We start from the raw sequence: 16,865 nt of genomic DNA, 5'->3' as shown, positions 1-16,865 counted from the left end.
TTTACATAAATTTAATTAAATACATACCTGCAAAAACAGCTAAAAAGCCTACTACAAAACTTGTAATAGTATAGAGTGCAAAAGAGGTGAAATCTCCTGTTTTTAAAAAGATATGGTTTTCGTAAGCAAAAGTAGAAAATGTAGTAAAACCTCCACAAAAACCTGTTGCTAATAATAATGTTTGATTTTGATTTAGTGTATCACTTTTGGCTGCATAACCTAAAATAATGCCTATTAAAAGACTGCCTAAAATATTTGCTATAAAAGTTCCAAAAGGAATTCCGTTTTCAGTATTATTTAGCCATTTGCCTAAAAGAAAACGCAAAACACTTCCAAATCCACCACCAATAAATACAAATAAAAGATTTTTCATTATAGCTCTATATCATCTAGATCTCTCCAGCTTTTCTTTTCTATAATTGTACCCTTATTTAAAATAATAACTCCAGGATTAGCTCTAATCATAGTTTTTAGAGTGGTTTCATCACAAAACAAAAACTTAAAAGGTAAATTATAATTTTTTTGTGTTAATTCTATTATTTCTGAAAATGAAGCTGTTACACCATATACTTTGTATCCTTTTCTTTGGGCTTCTAAAGAAAACTTTTTAACTTCTGGAAATCCATCAAATTCAGATTTTTCGATACTTGAAGCAATTACTAAAATAGCTTTATCCATTTTTAAAATGTCATTAGCTAAATCGCTCTGTTCATCTTCTAACATAAAATCGTGAATAGGAGGTATTTTTCCATCTCCTTGATATTTCATCCCTTCAGGAATATTAGTGCCAACTTTATAAGCTCTAAAATCTATTATAGGTAAATGATATAAAGCAATGTACATAATAACACCTGAAATTAATACTGCCCAAAAAATAATAATTCCGGGTAAAAGTGTTTCTTTTATTGGTTTTATATACCTGTTGTACCTGCTTAAAAAGAAAATAAGGACCATTAAAATAACATCCTTGTAAAAAGATTGCCAAGGTGTAAGTTTTATAGCATCACCAAAACAACCACAGTCTGTAACCTTATTATAATATGCTGAATACCAAGTTAGAAAAAGAAAAAATAAAATTATTATTTTTAAACTATTTAAGGTAAACTTGCTTTTATAACCTACCAATAAAGCGACTCCTAAAGCTACTTCTAAAATGATTAAAATTATTACAAATTTTAGTGCATATGGAATTAGAAATTCGATATTTAAAACACCTTCAGAAAAATACTCTTCAAATTTGTATTGAGATCCTATAGGATCTACCAACTTAACAGCACCAGAAAAAATAAATAATACACCTACAATTACTCTAGCTACTTGAACTAAAGGACTTATTAATCTGCTTTTAGTTTTTTTCATTTTTTAAGTATTTTAAATATTATGTAAATCAACAGTGCTAAAAATGTGAACCCTAAAATATAAATAATTACAGTTCCATATACACCATTATAGATTAAAATTGAAGCTATTGCTATAGCAATAAAACAGAGCCCTAAATAAATGATTTCAAGTAAAGCTCTATTCATAAATTAGTTCAAATGAATCATAGCAAAAACAGCGTAATTAATCATATCTTGATAATTTGCATCAATACCTTCTGAAACCAAAGTTTTACCTTTATTATCCTCTATTTGTTTTACACGTAATAATTTTTGTAAAATTAAATCTGTTAAACTAGAAACACGCATATCTCTCCAAGCTTCACCATAATCATGATTTTTATTAAGCATTAAATCTTTGGTAATTTTACTATGTTTATCGTATAACAAAGTAGCATCCTCAGTTGATAAATCAGGATTTTCAACAACTCCTTTTTCTAACTGAATTAAGGCCATAATAGAATAATTTATAATACCAATGAATTCAGATTTTTCACCTTCGTCTACTTTTCTAACATCATTTTCTTGAAGCTGACGTATTCTTTGTGCCTTTATAAATATTTGATCTGTTAAAGAAGGTAATCGTAAAATTCTCCATGCACTCCCATAATCAGACATTTTTTTTATAAATAAACTCCTACATTCTTCTATAACAGCATCATATTGTTTTGAGGTATCTTGCATTTTAATTGTAAAGTATTTTTCCAAATGTAGTAAATCTTACTCCCTTTTCATTTATTTTTACAAGGATTTTATCAACCAGATATGAATAGAATAGTAGTTTTTTGTGGTTCTAGTTTAGGGTTTAATAGTATTTATAAAGAAGCAGCCATAGAATTAGGGAATTATTTTGCCAGACATGGTATTGTTTTGGTTTATGGTGGTGGAAAAATAGGAATGATGGGAGCAATTGCTGATACTATTTTAGCTAAAAAAGGAAAAGTAATTGGGGTAATTCCAAAATTACTAGAAAAAGAAGAAGTAGTCCATGCTGGAGTTGAAGAAATGATTGTTTGTAAAAAAATGAGCGATCGAAAAGTAATTATGAGTAAATTAATAGACGGTTATATTACTTTACCAGGAGGTTTTGGAACACTTGATGAATTATTTGAAGCACTTACTTTAAATCAACTACAAATAGAACAAAAACCTGTAGGTATTTTAAACATTAATGGATATTTTGACGCAACTCTACAACAATTAGATAAAATGGCTGAAGAAGGTTTTCTTAAACCTCAGAATAAAGCTTTGCTTATAGTTGCTGATAATATACCAGAATTAATGGATAAGATGAATAATTATACACCTCCAAAAACTACTCATATAATTAATAAAGTTGTTCGCTAATGACTATAAATTGTAAAGGCACTTTAGTAGATTTATCCTCACCAAAAGTAATGGGAATTTTAAATATTACTCCAGATTCTTTTTATGATGGAGGTAAATATAAAAACGAATCTGAGATATTACATCAAACTGAAAAAATGCTTACTGAAGGAGCTACATTTATAGATGTTGGTGCTTATTCTTCTAGACCAGGTGCAGCCCATATTTCTGAAGATGAAGAATTAAATAGGATATTACCTGTAATTGAATTATTGATTAAAGAGTTTCCTGAGATTATAATATCTGTAGATACTTTTAGAGCTAAAATTGCTAGTGAAACTGTACAAAGAGGAGCTTCTATAATTAATGATATTTCTGGTGGAAATATGGATGAAAAAATGTTTTCAACTATTTCAAAACTTAATGTACCATATATAGTTATGCATATGTTAGGTACACCAAAAAACATGCAGAAAAACCCTGTTTACAAAAATGTAACTCAAGAAGTGATTTCTTTTTTTGCAGAAAAAATATTTCAATTACATCAATTAAAAGTAAATGATATTATCATAGATGTTGGCTTTGGTTTTGGAAAAACCATAGCACACAATTTTGAACTTTTACAAAACTTAAGCTTATTTAAAAGTTTAGATGCACCCATTTTAGCTGGAGTCTCAAGAAAGTCTATGCTATATAAAACTTTAGATACTTCTGCTAAAGAAGCCTTAAATGCAACTACTTCTGCAAATACAATTGCACTTTTAAACGGAGCTAATATTCTTAGAGTTCATGATGTAAAAGAAGCTGTAGAAGCTGTAAAAATTGTTGAGCAAGTTCTATAATTTTGTACATTTACCTAAAATGAATTCTTTTTAATGTTCGATTTTATTGAATTTTCTGTTTTAGATGCACTAGATATTTTATTGGTAGCTATTTTACTCTATTATATCTATAAACTTTTAAAAGGAACTGTAGCCATAAATATTTTTATTGGAATTGCTTTTATATTTCTAATCTGGAAAATTACACAAGCCTTAAAAATGGAAATGCTTAGTGGTATTTTAGGCTATTTACTTTCTGGTGGTGTTATTGCATTAATCATAGTTTTTCAGCAAGAAATTAGAAAGTTTTTGTTAATGATTGGTACAACTAATTTTTCTAACAAAAGAAGTTTTTTTAATCAACTTAAGTTTTTAAGAACAGAAATAAATTCTGAAATAGACACCGAAAAAATACTAAGAGCTTGCTCTAATATGTCTAAAACTAAAACAGGTGCCTTAATTGTTATAGAAAGAACTAACAGCTTAGATTTTTTAATAAATACTGGTGATTCTATGAACGCACAAGTAAACGAAGTATTACTAGAAAGTATTTTTTATAAAAACAGCCCTTTACACGATGGTGCCACAATTATTAGAGACAATTATGTAGTAGCAACTAGAGTTGTTTTACCAATTTCTGATAGTAAAAAAATTCCAGCAAGATTTGGTTTAAGACATAGAGCTGCAATTGGAGTAAGCGAAAAAACAGACGCTGTTTGTTTATTAGTATCTGAAGAAACAGGCGAAATTTCTTACATAAAAGATGGCGAGTTTGTATTATATACTACTCAAGATGAGTTAGGAGAAAAGATTAAAAAAGATGTAATGTAATTAAGAAGCTACTTCTAAACTAAACTGCTTATCATATAAATTTTTATAGTAGCCATTCTCTTTTTGCAACAACTCTGTATGAGTTCCTTTTTCTACAACCAAACCATTATCCATTACAATAATTTTATCAGCTTGTTTTATAGTTGCTAATCTATGTGCAATAACTATAGATGTTCTATCTTTTGTTATAGTTTCAGTTGCATGTTGTATCATTTGTTCTGCATGTGCATCTACAGAAGAAGTAGCCTCATCTAAAATTAAAATACTAGGTTTACTTACATAAGCTCTTAAAAAAGAAATTAACTGTCTTTGTCCAGAAGAAAGCATTGCTCCTCTTTCTTTTACATTGTATTGATAACCTCCAGGAAGTGTCATAATAAAATCATGAATTCCTATTTGTTTGGCTGCTTTTTCTACTTGTTCTAATGTAATGCTTTCGTCTTTTAAAGTAATATTATTTAAAATCGAATCAGAAAATAAAAACACGTCTTGTAACACAATAGCAACTTGATTTCTTAAACTTTCTAAAGTGTACTCATTTACAGGAACATCATCTACATAAATAGATCCTGAATCTATTTCATAAAATCTATTAATTAAATTAATAATGGTTGATTTACCTGCACCTGTTGCTCCAACTATAGCTATTGTTTGTCCGCTTTTTACTTCTAAATTAATTCCTTTTAAAACTTCTTCATCAGCTACATAACTAAATCTTACGTCTTTAAATTTGATATCGCCTTTTAAATTTTCAGCAACAATAGTTCCGTTTTTATCAATACTACTATTGGTATCAATTACTTTAAAAACACGTTCACCAGCAACAATTCCCATTTGTAATTGATTAAATTTATCTGCAATTTGACGTAAAGGTCTAAATAACATTTGAGCATATTGAATAAATCCTATAATCATACCTACAGAAATACCTGAATCTTGAATGGCTTGTCCACCACCAAACCAAACAATTAAACCAATACCAATTGAAGATAAAATTTCTGCAATTGGAAAGAAAACTGAATAATACCAAATAGTCTTTACATGAGCTTTTTTGTGTTTATCATTTATTTCTTTAAAATTTTGATATTCTATATTTTCACGATTAAATAACTGTACAATTTTCATACCTGTTACTCGTTCTTGCACAAAGCCATTTAAATTTGCAACTTGATTTCTTACTTCTTGAAATGTTGCTTTAATAGCTACCTGAAATAATTTTGTAGCATAAACTAAAATAGGTAAAACTGCAATTGTTATTAGTGCAAGCCTCCAGTTTAGAATAAACATAACAATTGTAACAGCAAGCATTTTTAGAATATCACTTAAAATGGTAAATACTCCATTACTAAAAAAAGCAGCAATAGTCTCAATATCAGAAACTACTCTTGTTACTAATCTTCCTACTGAGTTTTTATCAAAATAAGCCATTCTAAATTGAAGAATATGCCTAAATATTTTAGCTCTTATATCTCTAATAATATGTTGGCCAACCCAATTTGCAAAGTAGATAAAAGTAAATTGCAGCATTACTTCTATCAATAAAATACCAAGCATTAAAACAGTGTAATTCACAACTCCAATTTTATCTTGAGTTAGAATATAATTATCTACTAAGCGTATTAAAATATAAGGTGATAAAACAGAAAATAAAGCCAACAATATCGTAGATGAAGAAGCTATAAAAAAATACAATTTATAGCGTTTTGCAAAACTCATTAGCCTTGTAAATATTTCTATGTCAAATGCATTTCCAGATTTTTCTGCCAAAACTTAATATTTAATTTGTGTTAAAAATAACCCTTTTGCAGGGACTGACAATCCTGCATTACTTCTATTTTTACTTTCTATGATATTCTTAAAATCAGAAATTGAAATTTTCTCTAAACCAACGTCTAATAAAGTACCCACGATTGCTCTAACCATATTTCTTAAAAAACGATTTGCAGATATATGAAACGTTAGTTGATTCTCTTTTTGAATCCAAAAAGCTTCAGTTACATTACAATTAAAAGTATGTACATCTGTTTTTACTTTAGAGAAAGACTCAAAGTCTTCATAATCTAATAATAATTTAGCAGCTTCATTCATTAAGGCAATATTTGGCTTTTGAGAGTGAATTTGCCAAGAGAAATCTAATAAAAAAGGATTTCTACCCAACCAAATTTTATATTCATAGCTTCTAGATAATGCATCAAAACGTGCATGTTTTTCATCATCTACTAAAAAAATAGCCTTAATAAATATATCATTTGGTAAAATTGAATTTAACTTAAACACTAAATTATCATCAATTAATTTATCAATATCAAAATGAGCAAACATTTGAGAAGCATGAACTCCAGTATCTGTTCTTCCTGCACCTACTATTTGAATATCTTTTTGATAAACTGTACTTAATGCATTATTTATTTTTTCTTGAACAGAAATAGCGTCTGGCTGTATTTGCCAACCATGATAGTTTTTTCCATTATAAGAAAGTTCAATAAAATATCTCAAAAATAAGTGATTTAATAACTGCCAAAATTAAGGAATTTATTTTGTTATGATTACTTTTGATAAAGATGAAGACGTTAAACTTTTCTTACTTTTTATGAAGAAAATCTTACTATTATCAGATACACATAGTTACATAGACGAACAAATCTTAAAGTTTGTAAAACAAGCAGATGAAGTTTGGCATGCAGGAGATATTGGAGATTTAAAAGTTACAGATACTTTAAAAAAGATAAAACCTTTAAGAGCTGTTTATGGTAATATTGATAATAAAGATGCTAGAGCTGAATTTCCATTAGACTTAAAATTTACTATTGAAAATATTACTGTTTGGATGACTCATATAGGTGGTTACCCCAATAAATATAATTTACGTATTAGAGAAGAAATTAAACAAAATCCTCCAAAAATCTTTATATCTGGTCACTCACATATCTTAAAGGTTCAATATGATAAAAAGCTAGAATTACTGCATTTAAATCCAGGTGCAGCTGGCAAACACGGTTTTCATAAAATTAGAACAATGCTTCGTTTTGAAGTTGATAAGAGCGATATAAAAAATCTAGAAATAATTGAACTAGCTAAGCGCTAATTGAAGTTTCTTTTTCTTGAATTGGTAAATCTATTTTTACTTTAGTACCAAATCCTTTCTTAGAATCTATAAAGAAATCACCTTTCATCATTCTTATTCTTGCATCTATTTGATTAATTCCTAAACCATCTTTTAAATTAATTTTAGTTTTATCAAAACCAATACCATCATCTGTAATTCTAATTAAGAGCTTATCATTATCTTCTTTAATGCTAATTTTAGCATTACTTGCTTTACTGTGTTTTAAAACATTGTTTAAAATTTCTTGTATAATGTTAAAAGTTTTAATCTCAAATTTTTGATCAAACCTTCTAAGCATATCAACATCTGCATCAATTTGTAAAGATGAATTTGAATATTTATCTACAATATCTTTTACTGCAAAAGTTAACCCAAATTTTAAAAGTATAGAAGAGACAAGTGTGTGAGATAAATCTCTAATTTTTTCTGAAGCCTCGTTTATTATTTGCTCACTCTTGTAAATTTCTATTGGAATATTACCTTTAAAATGTTTTCTTGATGCTTGTAAATGAAGATTTGCAGAAGATAGTAATGCACTTACATTATCATGTAAAGTTTCTGCGATTTCTTTACGTTCTGTTTCTTTACCATCTATAGTAGCGTTTAAAACTCTGGTTTGAGATTCTGATTTTACAGCATCAATTTTCTGTTTTTGTTCATAATCTATATTAGCAAGTCGTAAAGCTAAAGTTCTCTTTCTTTGATAATATAAAATAACATAAAAAGTTAAAGAAAGTATAATAAAAACACAAATACCAGCAAAAATCCAAAATCTCTGAGCTTGTAGTATTCTTTTTTTCTCAGCTTCTTCTTTAGCTTTACTTACATTATATTCTCCATTAATTTGCTTGATAATTTCGACCATATTATCATCTCTAAGTTGGTCAGAGAATTCAATAAATTTTTCTAAATTATCATAAGCTTTATAATCTTCTAAATTACGTAAAGCCCATGCTAAATTATAATATAAACTAGCTTTTCTGTTTATAGCTTTTGTAGAATTTTGATTTTTAATAAGTTCAATCGCATCAAAATAAATTTGTCTAGATTTTTCATATTTCTTTTGAGATAAATAAATATTACCTAAGTTATTCATTGCACTTGCTTCCCCTAACTTATTATTTCTAGATCTATGAATTTTAATAGCTTTTCTAGCATAATCTTCAGCCAATGTAAATGCTGAATCTATTTCATACATACCAGATAAATTAGAATAAGTTCTTGCTTTTAAATCTAATATTTGATCATTAAGTGACGCTGAACGTATAACTTTTTTATAGTAATATTTAGCACTATCAGCAAGATGAGGTTTTAAATTCAAAGAATCATTAATTTCAAACCTTTGATATATAGAACCTATTATATGAAATGATTTTGCTTCTCTATAATCAAAAACATTTGATACTTTTTTATCATAAGATCTTGCTTTAGAAATTTCTTTTAAAGCTTCTTTATGATATTTTAAAGAAAGTGCTTCATCTCCAACATTATAGTATATTGTACCTATTAAGTTTTTGATTAAATATTGAGACTCAAAATCATCTTTTTCTAATTTATTTAAAAAATCTAATGACTCAGTTAAAGCTTTAGAATAATATTTTTTATTAAAAAGCTCATTAATTTCTGAATATTTTTTTTCTAAAACACTATCCTTTTGTTGATATAACAGAGAAGAAGTTTCTAATTTAGAAACTTCTTCTCTGTTATAATATGATTTTGCATTAGTTAATTGAAAACCAATTACAAAAATCAGTATTAAATATTTTTTACTTATTTTCAATCTTAAAAATTATCTCCAAATGTATCAATAATAATTTTAGGTTTTCTTGGTGCTTCTAATGATTCAGATTTAGAAGAACTATTTGCATAATGATTTACAAAATCAATTTTTAAAACTTTACCAGCCTCTTTTTCAAAGTTTTTCGTAAAATTCTTTTTACTAGACTTTCCATTGTTTAAATGAATTTCATAAGTATCTATATCTTCATTGTAAGTGAAATCTACACTTATTCCATTAGAAACTTTAAAATCTAATTTATAAATACCATCTTCAACACTTTTTACACTATAGCTTTTTAATCCTTGAGATTTTCCTTTTGCTAACACAATATTGTCATCTATAATAGAAATTGATTTACTATTAGTAGAGGCCATATCTACAAATCCTATTTTTAACTCAGAATTATTTAAACCAAATTCTTCAGAAAAATTATTTTTTGCATTAACATCAGATGATGATAAATATAGTTCATTTGTTTTAGTTTCTTTATTGTAAAACTTATCAACTTTTGTTCCTTCATTTACATCAAAATCTAAATAATATTTACCAGATAAATCTTTTTTAATTTCAAAAGACTTTAATGATTTTGCATTTGGTGAATCTAAAGCAATATCATCTTCTGTATTACAAGAAGAAAATACTAAAGAGATACAAGCTAAAATAGCTAAAAGGTTTGTTTTTTTCATGGTTATTTAATTTATAAATTTAAAAAAGTAGGCTTGCAATGTATTACTAAAACAAATATTACTGGGGGAATTATATAGTCGAAATTTTTAGGGATTAACCATGTAAAACAGTTAAAATTCCGACCAAAATGTTTTTTTAATAAAATAATATTGGGGGATTATATTATTTTATATTTTATAGCATACATTGCTAAGCCTACTGCATTTTTTACTTTTAATTTTTTTAATAAACTTTTTCTATGTGTTTCAATTGTACTAACACTTACATTTAATTTATCTGCAATTTCTGGTGTATTGTGTTCTTGGGTTATTAATCTTAAAACTTCAATTTCTCTATCTGTTAAAGTTTCCATTAAAAATGACTCAGGGGCATCTCCATGAGGCACTTCTTTTTTGTTAACATACTTCTGTAACATATCTTTTTGTACATCACTACTAAAGTATTGTTCTCCTTGAACTACTGCCTTTATTGCATTAATGATATGAGCACCAGCGTTATTCTTTGTGATATAACCAGAGCATCCGAGTTTTAACATCTCTTCTACTATTCGAATATCATTATAACTAGAAACTATAATAATTTTAGGTTTGTTAACCTTTTTTCTTAGATGCTTTACAACTTCAAAACCATCTAATTCAGGAATATTAATATCTAAAACTAAAACATCTGCTTTGTTTTTTCTATTATCAAACCATTTAGTTACTTGAGTTCCTGTTAAAGAATAATCAACAACTTCAATATCATCGTCGGTATTTATTACAGCTATGATTCCTTCGATTACTATCTTATGATCATCAGCTACGTGAACGTAAATCTTTTTACTCATTGGTATACTACAAATTTAAGTTAGGAAATTAGTTCTCACAATCCCTATTTACAGTGAAATTTTTACATCCCTGTTTTCAGGGATTGCACTCCCTGAAAACAGGGAGATAGAAAATCACAAATAATTGTTTATCAATATATTAACTATTTTTTAAAAAACCGTATTTAATAGATTTTTTAAAAGTAGAAATATTTTTTTTCTTTAAAAATATTCTAGAAAAGCAAAAAACCGAGAATAATCTCGGTTTTACGCACTAAATATACTATTTGTTAAAATTACCTCAATCTGTCTACAGATTTTACAAGATCTTCATCCTTTTTAATAGCTTTATTTGCCAAAACAATAAACAAAATAGCTAAAACCGGTAAGAACATCCCAATACCCTTCTCTGAAACCGAAGCTTCTCCAGATAAATTTAGAGACAAATAAATCAATAATCCTAATAAAAAAAGGTTTATCAAAATTATAATACGTCCAAAAACAAATTGCAGCTTTCTATTTTTAAATAAAAAAATAGCTATTAAAGCTAACAACGCAGACGCAAAGAACATAAAAGGAATTACTTTTAAAGTAATTGCTTCTCTAGAAAACAAATCTACAACAAATATTTCTTGTTTTATAGTCTCCCAAAGATTAAAAACAAAAATTAAAACTCCACTTATTACAGAAGTTAATAATAGGTAAACTGTTTGTATTCTTTGAATCATTTTATTTTTTTAATGGTCAAAAATAAACACTTCTTTTTTAATGAGAAAACCTTATTGTAAAAAAAAAAGATTATATTTGCTTTAAGAACCTCACAACTGGTTTATATAGTACTATATATATACCAAAATTTCAAAACAGTTTCAAAAAATATCTTTACAAAAGATTATATTAATTAATACAATATTATAAATGTTCGAAATCTCAGAACTAAAAGCAAAAACTCTTGCTGAACTTCAAGTTATTGCAAAATCTATTGGTTTAAAAAAAACTAGCCAATTAAAAAAATTAGATTTGGTGTATCAAATTTTAGATACGCAGGCAGCAAACCCAAAAACCAATTCGTCTGAAAATGATAAACCTACTGAAAAACCAAAAAGAAAAAGAGTGGTTAAAAAAGTAGAAAATAAGCAAGATGAATATAAACCTAAAACAGAATCTAAAATTGAACCAAAAAATGATTCAAAAGTTGATTCGAATGTTGATTCAAAAGTAAAAGCTAAAGAAAAACCTATTTCTAAGAAGTCTCCTGAAAAAAAGGATACTGAAAATACTGATGATAAGAGTACTGATAAAAATCAGAAACCTAATCATCATAAAAATCAGCAAAGGAATAACAATCAACAGAATAATAAGAATAATAGAGGAAAAGATAATAACCACAACAACTCTAAAAATAATAGGAACAAATCTGGCAACAGATATAGAGATCCAGATTTTGAGTTTGATGGTATTATAGAAAGTGAGGGTGTTTTAGAAATGATGCCTGATGGTTATGGTTTTTTAAGATCTTCTGATTACAACTATCTTTCATCTCCAGATGATATTTATGTTTCTCAATCACAAATTAAATTATTTGGTTTAAAAACAGGAGATACTGTAAAAGGTAATGTTAGGCCTCCTAAAGAAGGTGAAAAATATTTTCCTTTAATTAGAGTTTCTAAAATAAACGGACTTAACCCTAATGTGGTTAGAGATCGTGTTTCTTTTGAACACTTAACACCACTTTTTCCTCAACAAAAGTTCAATTTAGCAGAAAAAGGTAGTTCTTTATCAACAAGAATCATAGACTTATTTTCACCTATTGGAAAAGGGCAAAGAGGTATGATTGTTGCTCAGCCTAAGACTGGTAAAACTATGTTGCTAAAAGATGTAGCTAATGCAATTGCTGCAAATCATCCAGAAGTATATCAAATTGTTTTATTAATAGATGAAAGACCTGAAGAGGTTACAGACATGCAAAGAAGTGTTCGTGGAGAAGTTGTAGCTTCAACTTTTGATGAACCTGCAGACAAACACGTTAAAGTAGCTAATATAGTATTAGAAAAAGCTAAAAGATTAGTTGAGTGTGGACATGATGTTGTTATCTTATTAGATTCTATTACACGTTTAGCTAGAGCATACAACACAGTTGCTCCAGCATCAGGTAAAATACTTTCTGGTGGTATAGATGCAAATGCTTTACACAAACCTAAACGTTTCTTTGGAGCTGCTAGAAATATTGAAGGTGGTGGTTCTTTAACCATTATTGCAACAGCATTAACAGAAACTGGCTCTAAAATGGATGAAGTTATCTTTGAAGAATTTAAAGGAACTGGAAACATGGAGCTACAATTAGAACGTAATATAGCTAATAGAAGAATCTATCCTGCAATTGATTTAATTAAATCTTCTACAAGACGTGATGATTTATTATTAGATGATAAAACAGTGCAAAGAATGTGGGTGTTACGTAAATATCTAGCTGATATGAACCCAATAGAAGCAATGGAATTTATTAATGAAAGAATTAAATTCTCTAAAAATAATGACGAGTTTTTAATTTCTATGAATGGATAAAATTCATTATAATATATATAAAAAAAACCATCAAATAGTATTTGATGGTTTTTTTTATTGTTAATTTTAAATCCTTAATTAGAACTATACATTATAGATCTATTATCTTCTATATCTGTAGCTTCTTTTAAAGCCTCAAACATTTTATAAGTTAAACGCTTTCTAGCTTCTGAGATTCTTTTTCTATTACTATCGTAATTAGGTAAAGCTGTAGGTAAAACTCTATTAGTTACTTTAAAACTAAATACTCCTTTATTACCTTCTAAAGCAGTATATACTTTATTTAACTCAGCATTGTACATTGCTCCTACTATTTTAGGCTCAACCCCTACTCCTGAAATTGTAGGGCTCTTTAAAGTTACATTTGAAGCTGTTCTAATACTTGTATTGTTAGTTTTTGCAATATCTTCTATAGTACTACCTTCTAACTTATCTTTAAGCATTTCTGCTTTTTTCTCATTCATTAAAATTGGTCTTACTCTATTAATAGCTTTAGCTACTGGCATTAATCCTTTTTCAGTTTTTGCAGTAATATATGCTACAACATGACTACCTTCTAAATCAAATCTTTTAAAGTCACCTATTGAAGATTCTTTACTAAAAGCCCAACTTACAATTTGTCTTTCGTTTCCTAAACCTGGTACATTTTCATCTAAAACTTTTAAGCCTACAGCTGGTCTAGGACTTAATTTATTTTCTGTTGCTACAGCAAAGAAGTCATCTCCTTTAGAAACTTCTAAAGCAAATTGCTCTGCATTTCTAAAAACAGTATTTTCTGTATCTTCTGATGGAACAATCTTTCTACTAAAAGTAGCTAATTTTACTACTTTCTGAGTATTCTTTTGATCGTCTACTCTAATAATATGGTACCCAAAAGGTGTTTTAACAACATCCATTGCTCCTTTTTTATTAGTAAAAGAAAAGTCTCTAAATTCAGGAGTCATTCTATTGTAGTTAAACCAATCTAAATCTCCACCTTTTTCAGCAGAACCTCTATCTGAAGAAAATTCTTTAGCTAAATCAGAAAATTTGTTTCTATTTCTTTTTATTACTGTTAGTAAACTATCTGCTAATTTTTTAGCATCTTCTTCAGTTCTTGTAACTTCAGGTGCAACTCTTTGTGCTCCAACATGAGGAATTAAAATATGACTAGCTCTAACAGAGTCTGGCATTTGTGCTACTTCTGTAACTTTTGAAATTTTGAAGAACTCTTTGTCTTTGTATGGACCAACTACATCTCCTTTATTTGCATCATAAATTTTATCAGCAACTTCTTGATTGATGAAATTTTTATATTGAAAATTCGAATTTACATTGGTATCTGAACCATTTTCAGCAATAAATACAGCTGGATTTTCAGCTGATTTTAATTCAGGAATTAAAGCAGCAACATCGTCTTTAATAATTTTTTCATCATCAGCAGTAGGATTGATATCAAACTTTACATAAGATATATCTCTTGTTTCTTCAACTTGAAACTGATCTTTTCTTTGACTTATATAAGCTTCTACTTCTGATTTAGATATTTTAACTAAACTATCTGCAATAGTTGTATAAGGTACATATACAAATTGTGCATTAATTTTTGTGTTGTCTATAAAGTATTGTGTTTCTCCTTCTTTTAGAGAAGCTCCTAAACCAGCAGTTACTAGATTATTATACGTATTTCTTTCAGCATTATCTTTAATCTGACCCATATAATTAGACCACTGAGACCAAAGTTGTGTTTGGTTTTCTTTTTCATTTGCTAAAAATTGTTTGAATTTATTTTCATCAAACATTCCTAACTCATTTTGATATTGTGGATTATTTTGAACAAATTGTGCACTTGTAACTTCATTCCAAACATCAGCTTCTCCAATAGTAATACCTGCCTCTTCTAATTGATTTGCATATATTTTTTTACGGATTAAGTTATCCCAAACTGTTTTTGCAGCTTGCATTTCAGAAACTCTACCTCCTGTTTGTTGTTTGTAACTTTCTAATTCGTTAACAAATTCTTGTCTAGAAATAGACTCACCATTAACTTCACCAACTTCATTTATTTTGCTTGAGTTAAAGAAATCTCCAAGTGTAGATGGGTCTAATACAAATGCAAAAAGTGCTAAACCAATTATTATAATTAAGAACATTGAACGTTCTCTAATTTTAGATAAAACTGCCATACTTCATTTTATTTTATTTCAGTGGGCGAATATACGATTTTTGGATTGAAAAATCCAATGTATTAATTAGGAATTATTTGTCTGATTTTATTTGTTTTTGAAGTAGTTTTTACAAATAAAAATTAATCTTCTGGATCAATAAGAATTAATGATATTTCATCAATTTTTGCACCACTTATTTTTTTAATTTTAAACTTATAAGTTTCTATTTCTATAACTTCATTTTCTTCAGGAATATTTTCTGTATGTTCTATAATAAAACCTCCTAAAGTTTCATAAGCTTCAGATTTTGGAATATTTAAATTATATTCTTCATTTAAATAGTCTATTTCTAATCTTGCAGAAAAATTAAATTCTTTTTCACTAATTCTTTCTTCTAAAAAAACTTGACTGTCATGTTCATCTTCTATTTCTCCAAATAGTTCTTCAACAATATCTTCTACAGTGATCATACCAGATGTACCTCCATATTCATCTACAACAACAGCAACACTTTTACGTTTTTTCATTAACGTATTTAAAATGTCGTTAATCATCATAGATTCTGGAACAATTTCTAAAGGAAGTAAAATAGATTTTACTGTTTTCGGTTTTTTAAACAATTCGAAAGCATTAACATAACCTACTACATCATCTAAAGAATTTTTATAAACTAGTATTTTTGACAATCCAGTATCTATAAATAGTTTTTTAAGTTTTGTAACACTTTCATGAATTTCTAATGCAACAATTTCTGTTCTAGGCACCATTATTTCTCTTGCTTTTACATTTTGAAATATTAGTGCATTCTGAAATATTTGTATTTCAGAATCTAATTCATCATCATCATTACCAGTCTCTAATTGCTCATTTATATAATAACCTAACTCTTCTTTGCTAAATTCTGTTTGTTGCTCTTCTGCGTCTGTCTTAAAAAATACTTTTAAAAAGAAGTCTGAAATAGCAGTTATAAATTCTGAAAAAAGGTGAAAAAGATTGTAGAAAAAATACACAGGTAAAGCAAATATTTTTAAAACCTCATTAGAATAAATTCTAAAAATGGCTTTTGGTAAAAATTCTGCAGTTACTAATATAATTAGTGTAGAAATTATTGTTTGAATTAATAAAACAGTTAATTCATTTAAATTGTTAACTGGCAAAAATCTTAATATAAATTGCCCCATGTAATAACTATAAATTACAAGAGATATATTATTACCCACTAACATTGTGGTAATAAACTTAGAAGATTTTTGAGTTATTTTTGTAAGAATAATAGGTATAAAGCCCTCTCTTTTTTTCTCTAATTCTATATGCATTTTGTTTGCAGAAACAAAAGCAATTTCCATACCCGAAAAAAAAGCGGATAATAATATAGATACAAGAATTATAATAAGTTCTACCTCCATTGAGAACTAAAA

16 protein-coding genes are annotated in these 16,865 nt (G+C 27.5%); 5 read left to right on the top strand and 11 right to left on the bottom strand.

Annotated elements, in window-relative coordinates; genetic code table 11:
- Position 1: 1 nt before the first annotated feature.
- The 3 genes from crcB to ACFOWD_RS05770 form a co-directional block, all read right to left on the bottom strand.
- Complete coding sequence (gene crcB, locus ACFOWD_RS05780) at positions 2 to 373, bottom strand: fluoride efflux transporter CrcB (RefSeq protein WP_377408864.1); 372 nt, start codon at positions 371 to 373, stop codon at positions 2 to 4.
- A complete protein-coding gene (locus ACFOWD_RS05775) occupies positions 373 to 1,359 on the bottom strand; it encodes a DoxX family protein (RefSeq protein WP_377408862.1) in 987 nt (328 codons plus the stop codon). The genes crcB and ACFOWD_RS05775 overlap by 1 nt, the downstream gene beginning before the upstream one ends.
- A gap of 170 nt (positions 1,360 to 1,529) precedes the next feature.
- Positions 1,530 to 2,063: a DUF1599 domain-containing protein gene (locus ACFOWD_RS05770; RefSeq protein ID WP_377408860.1), complete on the bottom strand. Its 534-nt coding sequence runs from the start codon at positions 2,061 to 2,063 to the stop codon at positions 1,530 to 1,532.
- Positions 2,064 to 2,144: 81 nt separating this feature from the next.
- Between ACFOWD_RS05770 and ACFOWD_RS05765 the strand changes: the two genes are divergently transcribed.
- Genes ACFOWD_RS05765 through cdaA form a run of 3 tightly spaced genes read left to right on the top strand, consistent with a single transcriptional unit; the run spans position 2,145 to position 4,357 of the window.
- Entirely contained in the window at positions 2,145 to 2,726 is a 582-nt protein-coding gene (locus ACFOWD_RS05765) for an LOG family protein (protein ID WP_298991762.1), read from the top strand.
- Positions 2,726 to 3,547: a dihydropteroate synthase gene (folP, locus tag ACFOWD_RS05760; RefSeq protein ID WP_377408858.1), complete on the top strand. Its 822-nt coding sequence runs from the start codon at positions 2,726 to 2,728 to the stop codon at positions 3,545 to 3,547. Before ACFOWD_RS05765 ends, folP begins: the two co-directional genes overlap by 1 nt.
- Positions 3,548 to 3,580: 33 nt before the next feature.
- Positions 3,581 to 4,357 carry a diadenylate cyclase CdaA gene (cdaA, locus tag ACFOWD_RS05755; protein WP_298991758.1) on the top strand — a complete coding sequence of 259 codons (777 nt, stop codon included), beginning with the start codon at positions 3,581 to 3,583 and terminating at the stop codon, positions 4,355 to 4,357.
- Here cdaA and ACFOWD_RS05750 read toward each other — a convergent pair whose 3' ends face one another.
- Positions 4,358 to 6,124, bottom strand: a complete 1,767-nt coding sequence (locus tag ACFOWD_RS05750) for an ABC transporter ATP-binding protein (protein ID WP_377408856.1) — start codon at positions 6,122 to 6,124, stop codon at positions 4,358 to 4,360.
- Positions 6,125 to 6,127: 3 nt separating this feature from the next.
- Complete coding sequence (gene truA / locus ACFOWD_RS05745) at positions 6,128 to 6,853, bottom strand: tRNA pseudouridine(38-40) synthase TruA (protein ID WP_377408854.1); 726 nt, start codon at positions 6,851 to 6,853, stop codon at positions 6,128 to 6,130.
- 94 nt (positions 6,854 to 6,947) lie between these two features.
- Between truA and ACFOWD_RS05740 the strand changes: the two genes are divergently transcribed.
- Positions 6,948 to 7,442: a metallophosphoesterase family protein gene (locus tag ACFOWD_RS05740; protein ID WP_377408852.1), complete on the top strand. Its 495-nt coding sequence runs from the start codon at positions 6,948 to 6,950 to the stop codon at positions 7,440 to 7,442.
- Here the strand turns inward: ACFOWD_RS05740 and ACFOWD_RS05735 are convergent.
- The 4 genes from ACFOWD_RS05735 to ACFOWD_RS05720 form a co-directional block, all read right to left on the bottom strand.
- Complete coding sequence (locus ACFOWD_RS05735) at positions 7,432 to 9,243, bottom strand: tetratricopeptide repeat-containing sensor histidine kinase (protein ID WP_377408850.1); 1,812 nt, start codon at positions 9,241 to 9,243, stop codon at positions 7,432 to 7,434. The two genes, ACFOWD_RS05740 and ACFOWD_RS05735, sit on opposite strands and share 11 nt — an antisense overlap.
- A gap of 2 nt (positions 9,244 to 9,245) precedes the next feature.
- The gene (locus ACFOWD_RS05730) at positions 9,246 to 9,929 is read right to left on the bottom strand and encodes a hypothetical protein (protein WP_377408848.1); all 684 of its coding nucleotides are present in this window, start codon (positions 9,927 to 9,929) and stop codon (positions 9,246 to 9,248) included.
- A 158-nt stretch (positions 9,930 to 10,087) separates the two neighbouring features.
- Complete coding sequence (locus ACFOWD_RS05725) at positions 10,088 to 10,756, bottom strand: response regulator transcription factor (RefSeq protein WP_298991744.1); 669 nt, start codon at positions 10,754 to 10,756, stop codon at positions 10,088 to 10,090.
- A 275-nt stretch (positions 10,757 to 11,031) separates the two neighbouring features.
- Positions 11,032 to 11,463 carry a DUF4293 domain-containing protein gene (locus ACFOWD_RS05720; RefSeq protein ID WP_298991742.1) on the bottom strand — a complete coding sequence of 144 codons (432 nt, stop codon included), beginning with the start codon at positions 11,461 to 11,463 and terminating at the stop codon, positions 11,032 to 11,034.
- Between the two features lie 190 nt (positions 11,464 to 11,653).
- Here ACFOWD_RS05720 and rho point away from each other — a divergent pair, with 190 nt between their 5' ends.
- Positions 11,654 to 13,300, top strand: coding sequence for a transcription termination factor Rho (gene rho, locus ACFOWD_RS05715; RefSeq protein WP_377408846.1), 1,647 nt, complete (start codon positions 11,654 to 11,656; stop codon positions 13,298 to 13,300).
- 74 nt (positions 13,301 to 13,374) lie between these two features.
- Here the strand turns inward: rho and ACFOWD_RS05710 are convergent, their stop codons facing one another.
- A complete protein-coding gene (locus ACFOWD_RS05710) occupies positions 13,375 to 15,465 on the bottom strand; it encodes a peptidylprolyl isomerase (protein WP_377408844.1) in 2,091 nt (696 codons plus the stop codon).
- Between the two features lie 122 nt (positions 15,466 to 15,587).
- Positions 15,588 to 16,853 carry a hemolysin family protein gene (locus ACFOWD_RS05705; RefSeq protein ID WP_377408842.1) on the bottom strand — a complete coding sequence of 422 codons (1,266 nt, stop codon included), beginning with the start codon at positions 16,851 to 16,853 and terminating at the stop codon, positions 15,588 to 15,590.
- Positions 16,854 to 16,865: the final 12 nt, after the last annotated feature.

Source organism: Polaribacter marinivivus, from assembly GCF_042651285.1.
Lineage (GTDB): Bacteria > Bacteroidota > Bacteroidia > Flavobacteriales > Flavobacteriaceae > Polaribacter > Polaribacter marinivivus.
Note: the sequence above shows the minus strand (reverse complement) of the source record. Positions and strands in the feature narration are given on the sequence as shown.

Excerpts from the sequence above, each read along its gene's own strand:
- crcB (WP_377408864.1), bottom strand. The coding sequence starts at position 373 with ATGAAAAATCTTTTATTTGTATTTATTGGTGGTGGATTTGGAAGTGTT.
- ACFOWD_RS05775 (WP_377408862.1), bottom strand. The coding sequence starts at position 1,359 with ATGAAAAAAACTAAAAGCAGATTAATAAGTCCTTTAGTTCAAGTAGCT.
- ACFOWD_RS05770 (WP_377408860.1), bottom strand. The coding sequence starts at position 2,063 with ATGCAAGATACCTCAAAACAATATGATGCTGTTATAGAAGAATGTAGG.
- ACFOWD_RS05765 (WP_298991762.1), top strand. The coding sequence starts at position 2,145 with ATGAATAGAATAGTAGTTTTTTGTGGTTCTAGTTTAGGGTTTAATAGT.
- folP (WP_377408858.1), top strand. The coding sequence starts at position 2,726 with ATGACTATAAATTGTAAAGGCACTTTAGTAGATTTATCCTCACCAAAA.
- cdaA (WP_298991758.1), top strand. The coding sequence starts at position 3,581 with ATGTTCGATTTTATTGAATTTTCTGTTTTAGATGCACTAGATATTTTA.
- ACFOWD_RS05740 (WP_377408852.1), top strand. The coding sequence starts at position 6,948 with ATGAAGAAAATCTTACTATTATCAGATACACATAGTTACATAGACGAA.
- ACFOWD_RS05730 (WP_377408848.1), bottom strand. The coding sequence starts at position 9,929 with ATGAAAAAAACAAACCTTTTAGCTATTTTAGCTTGTATCTCTTTAGTA.
- ACFOWD_RS05725 (WP_298991744.1), bottom strand. The coding sequence starts at position 10,756 with ATGAGTAAAAAGATTTACGTTCACGTAGCTGATGATCATAAGATAGTA.
- ACFOWD_RS05720 (WP_298991742.1), bottom strand. The coding sequence starts at position 11,463 with ATGATTCAAAGAATACAAACAGTTTACCTATTATTAACTTCTGTAATA.
- rho (WP_377408846.1), top strand. The coding sequence starts at position 11,654 with ATGTTCGAAATCTCAGAACTAAAAGCAAAAACTCTTGCTGAACTTCAA.
- ACFOWD_RS05710 (WP_377408844.1), bottom strand. The coding sequence starts at position 15,465 with ATGGCAGTTTTATCTAAAATTAGAGAACGTTCAATGTTCTTAATTATA.
- ACFOWD_RS05705 (WP_377408842.1), bottom strand. The coding sequence starts at position 16,853 with ATGGAGGTAGAACTTATTATAATTCTTGTATCTATATTATTATCCGCT.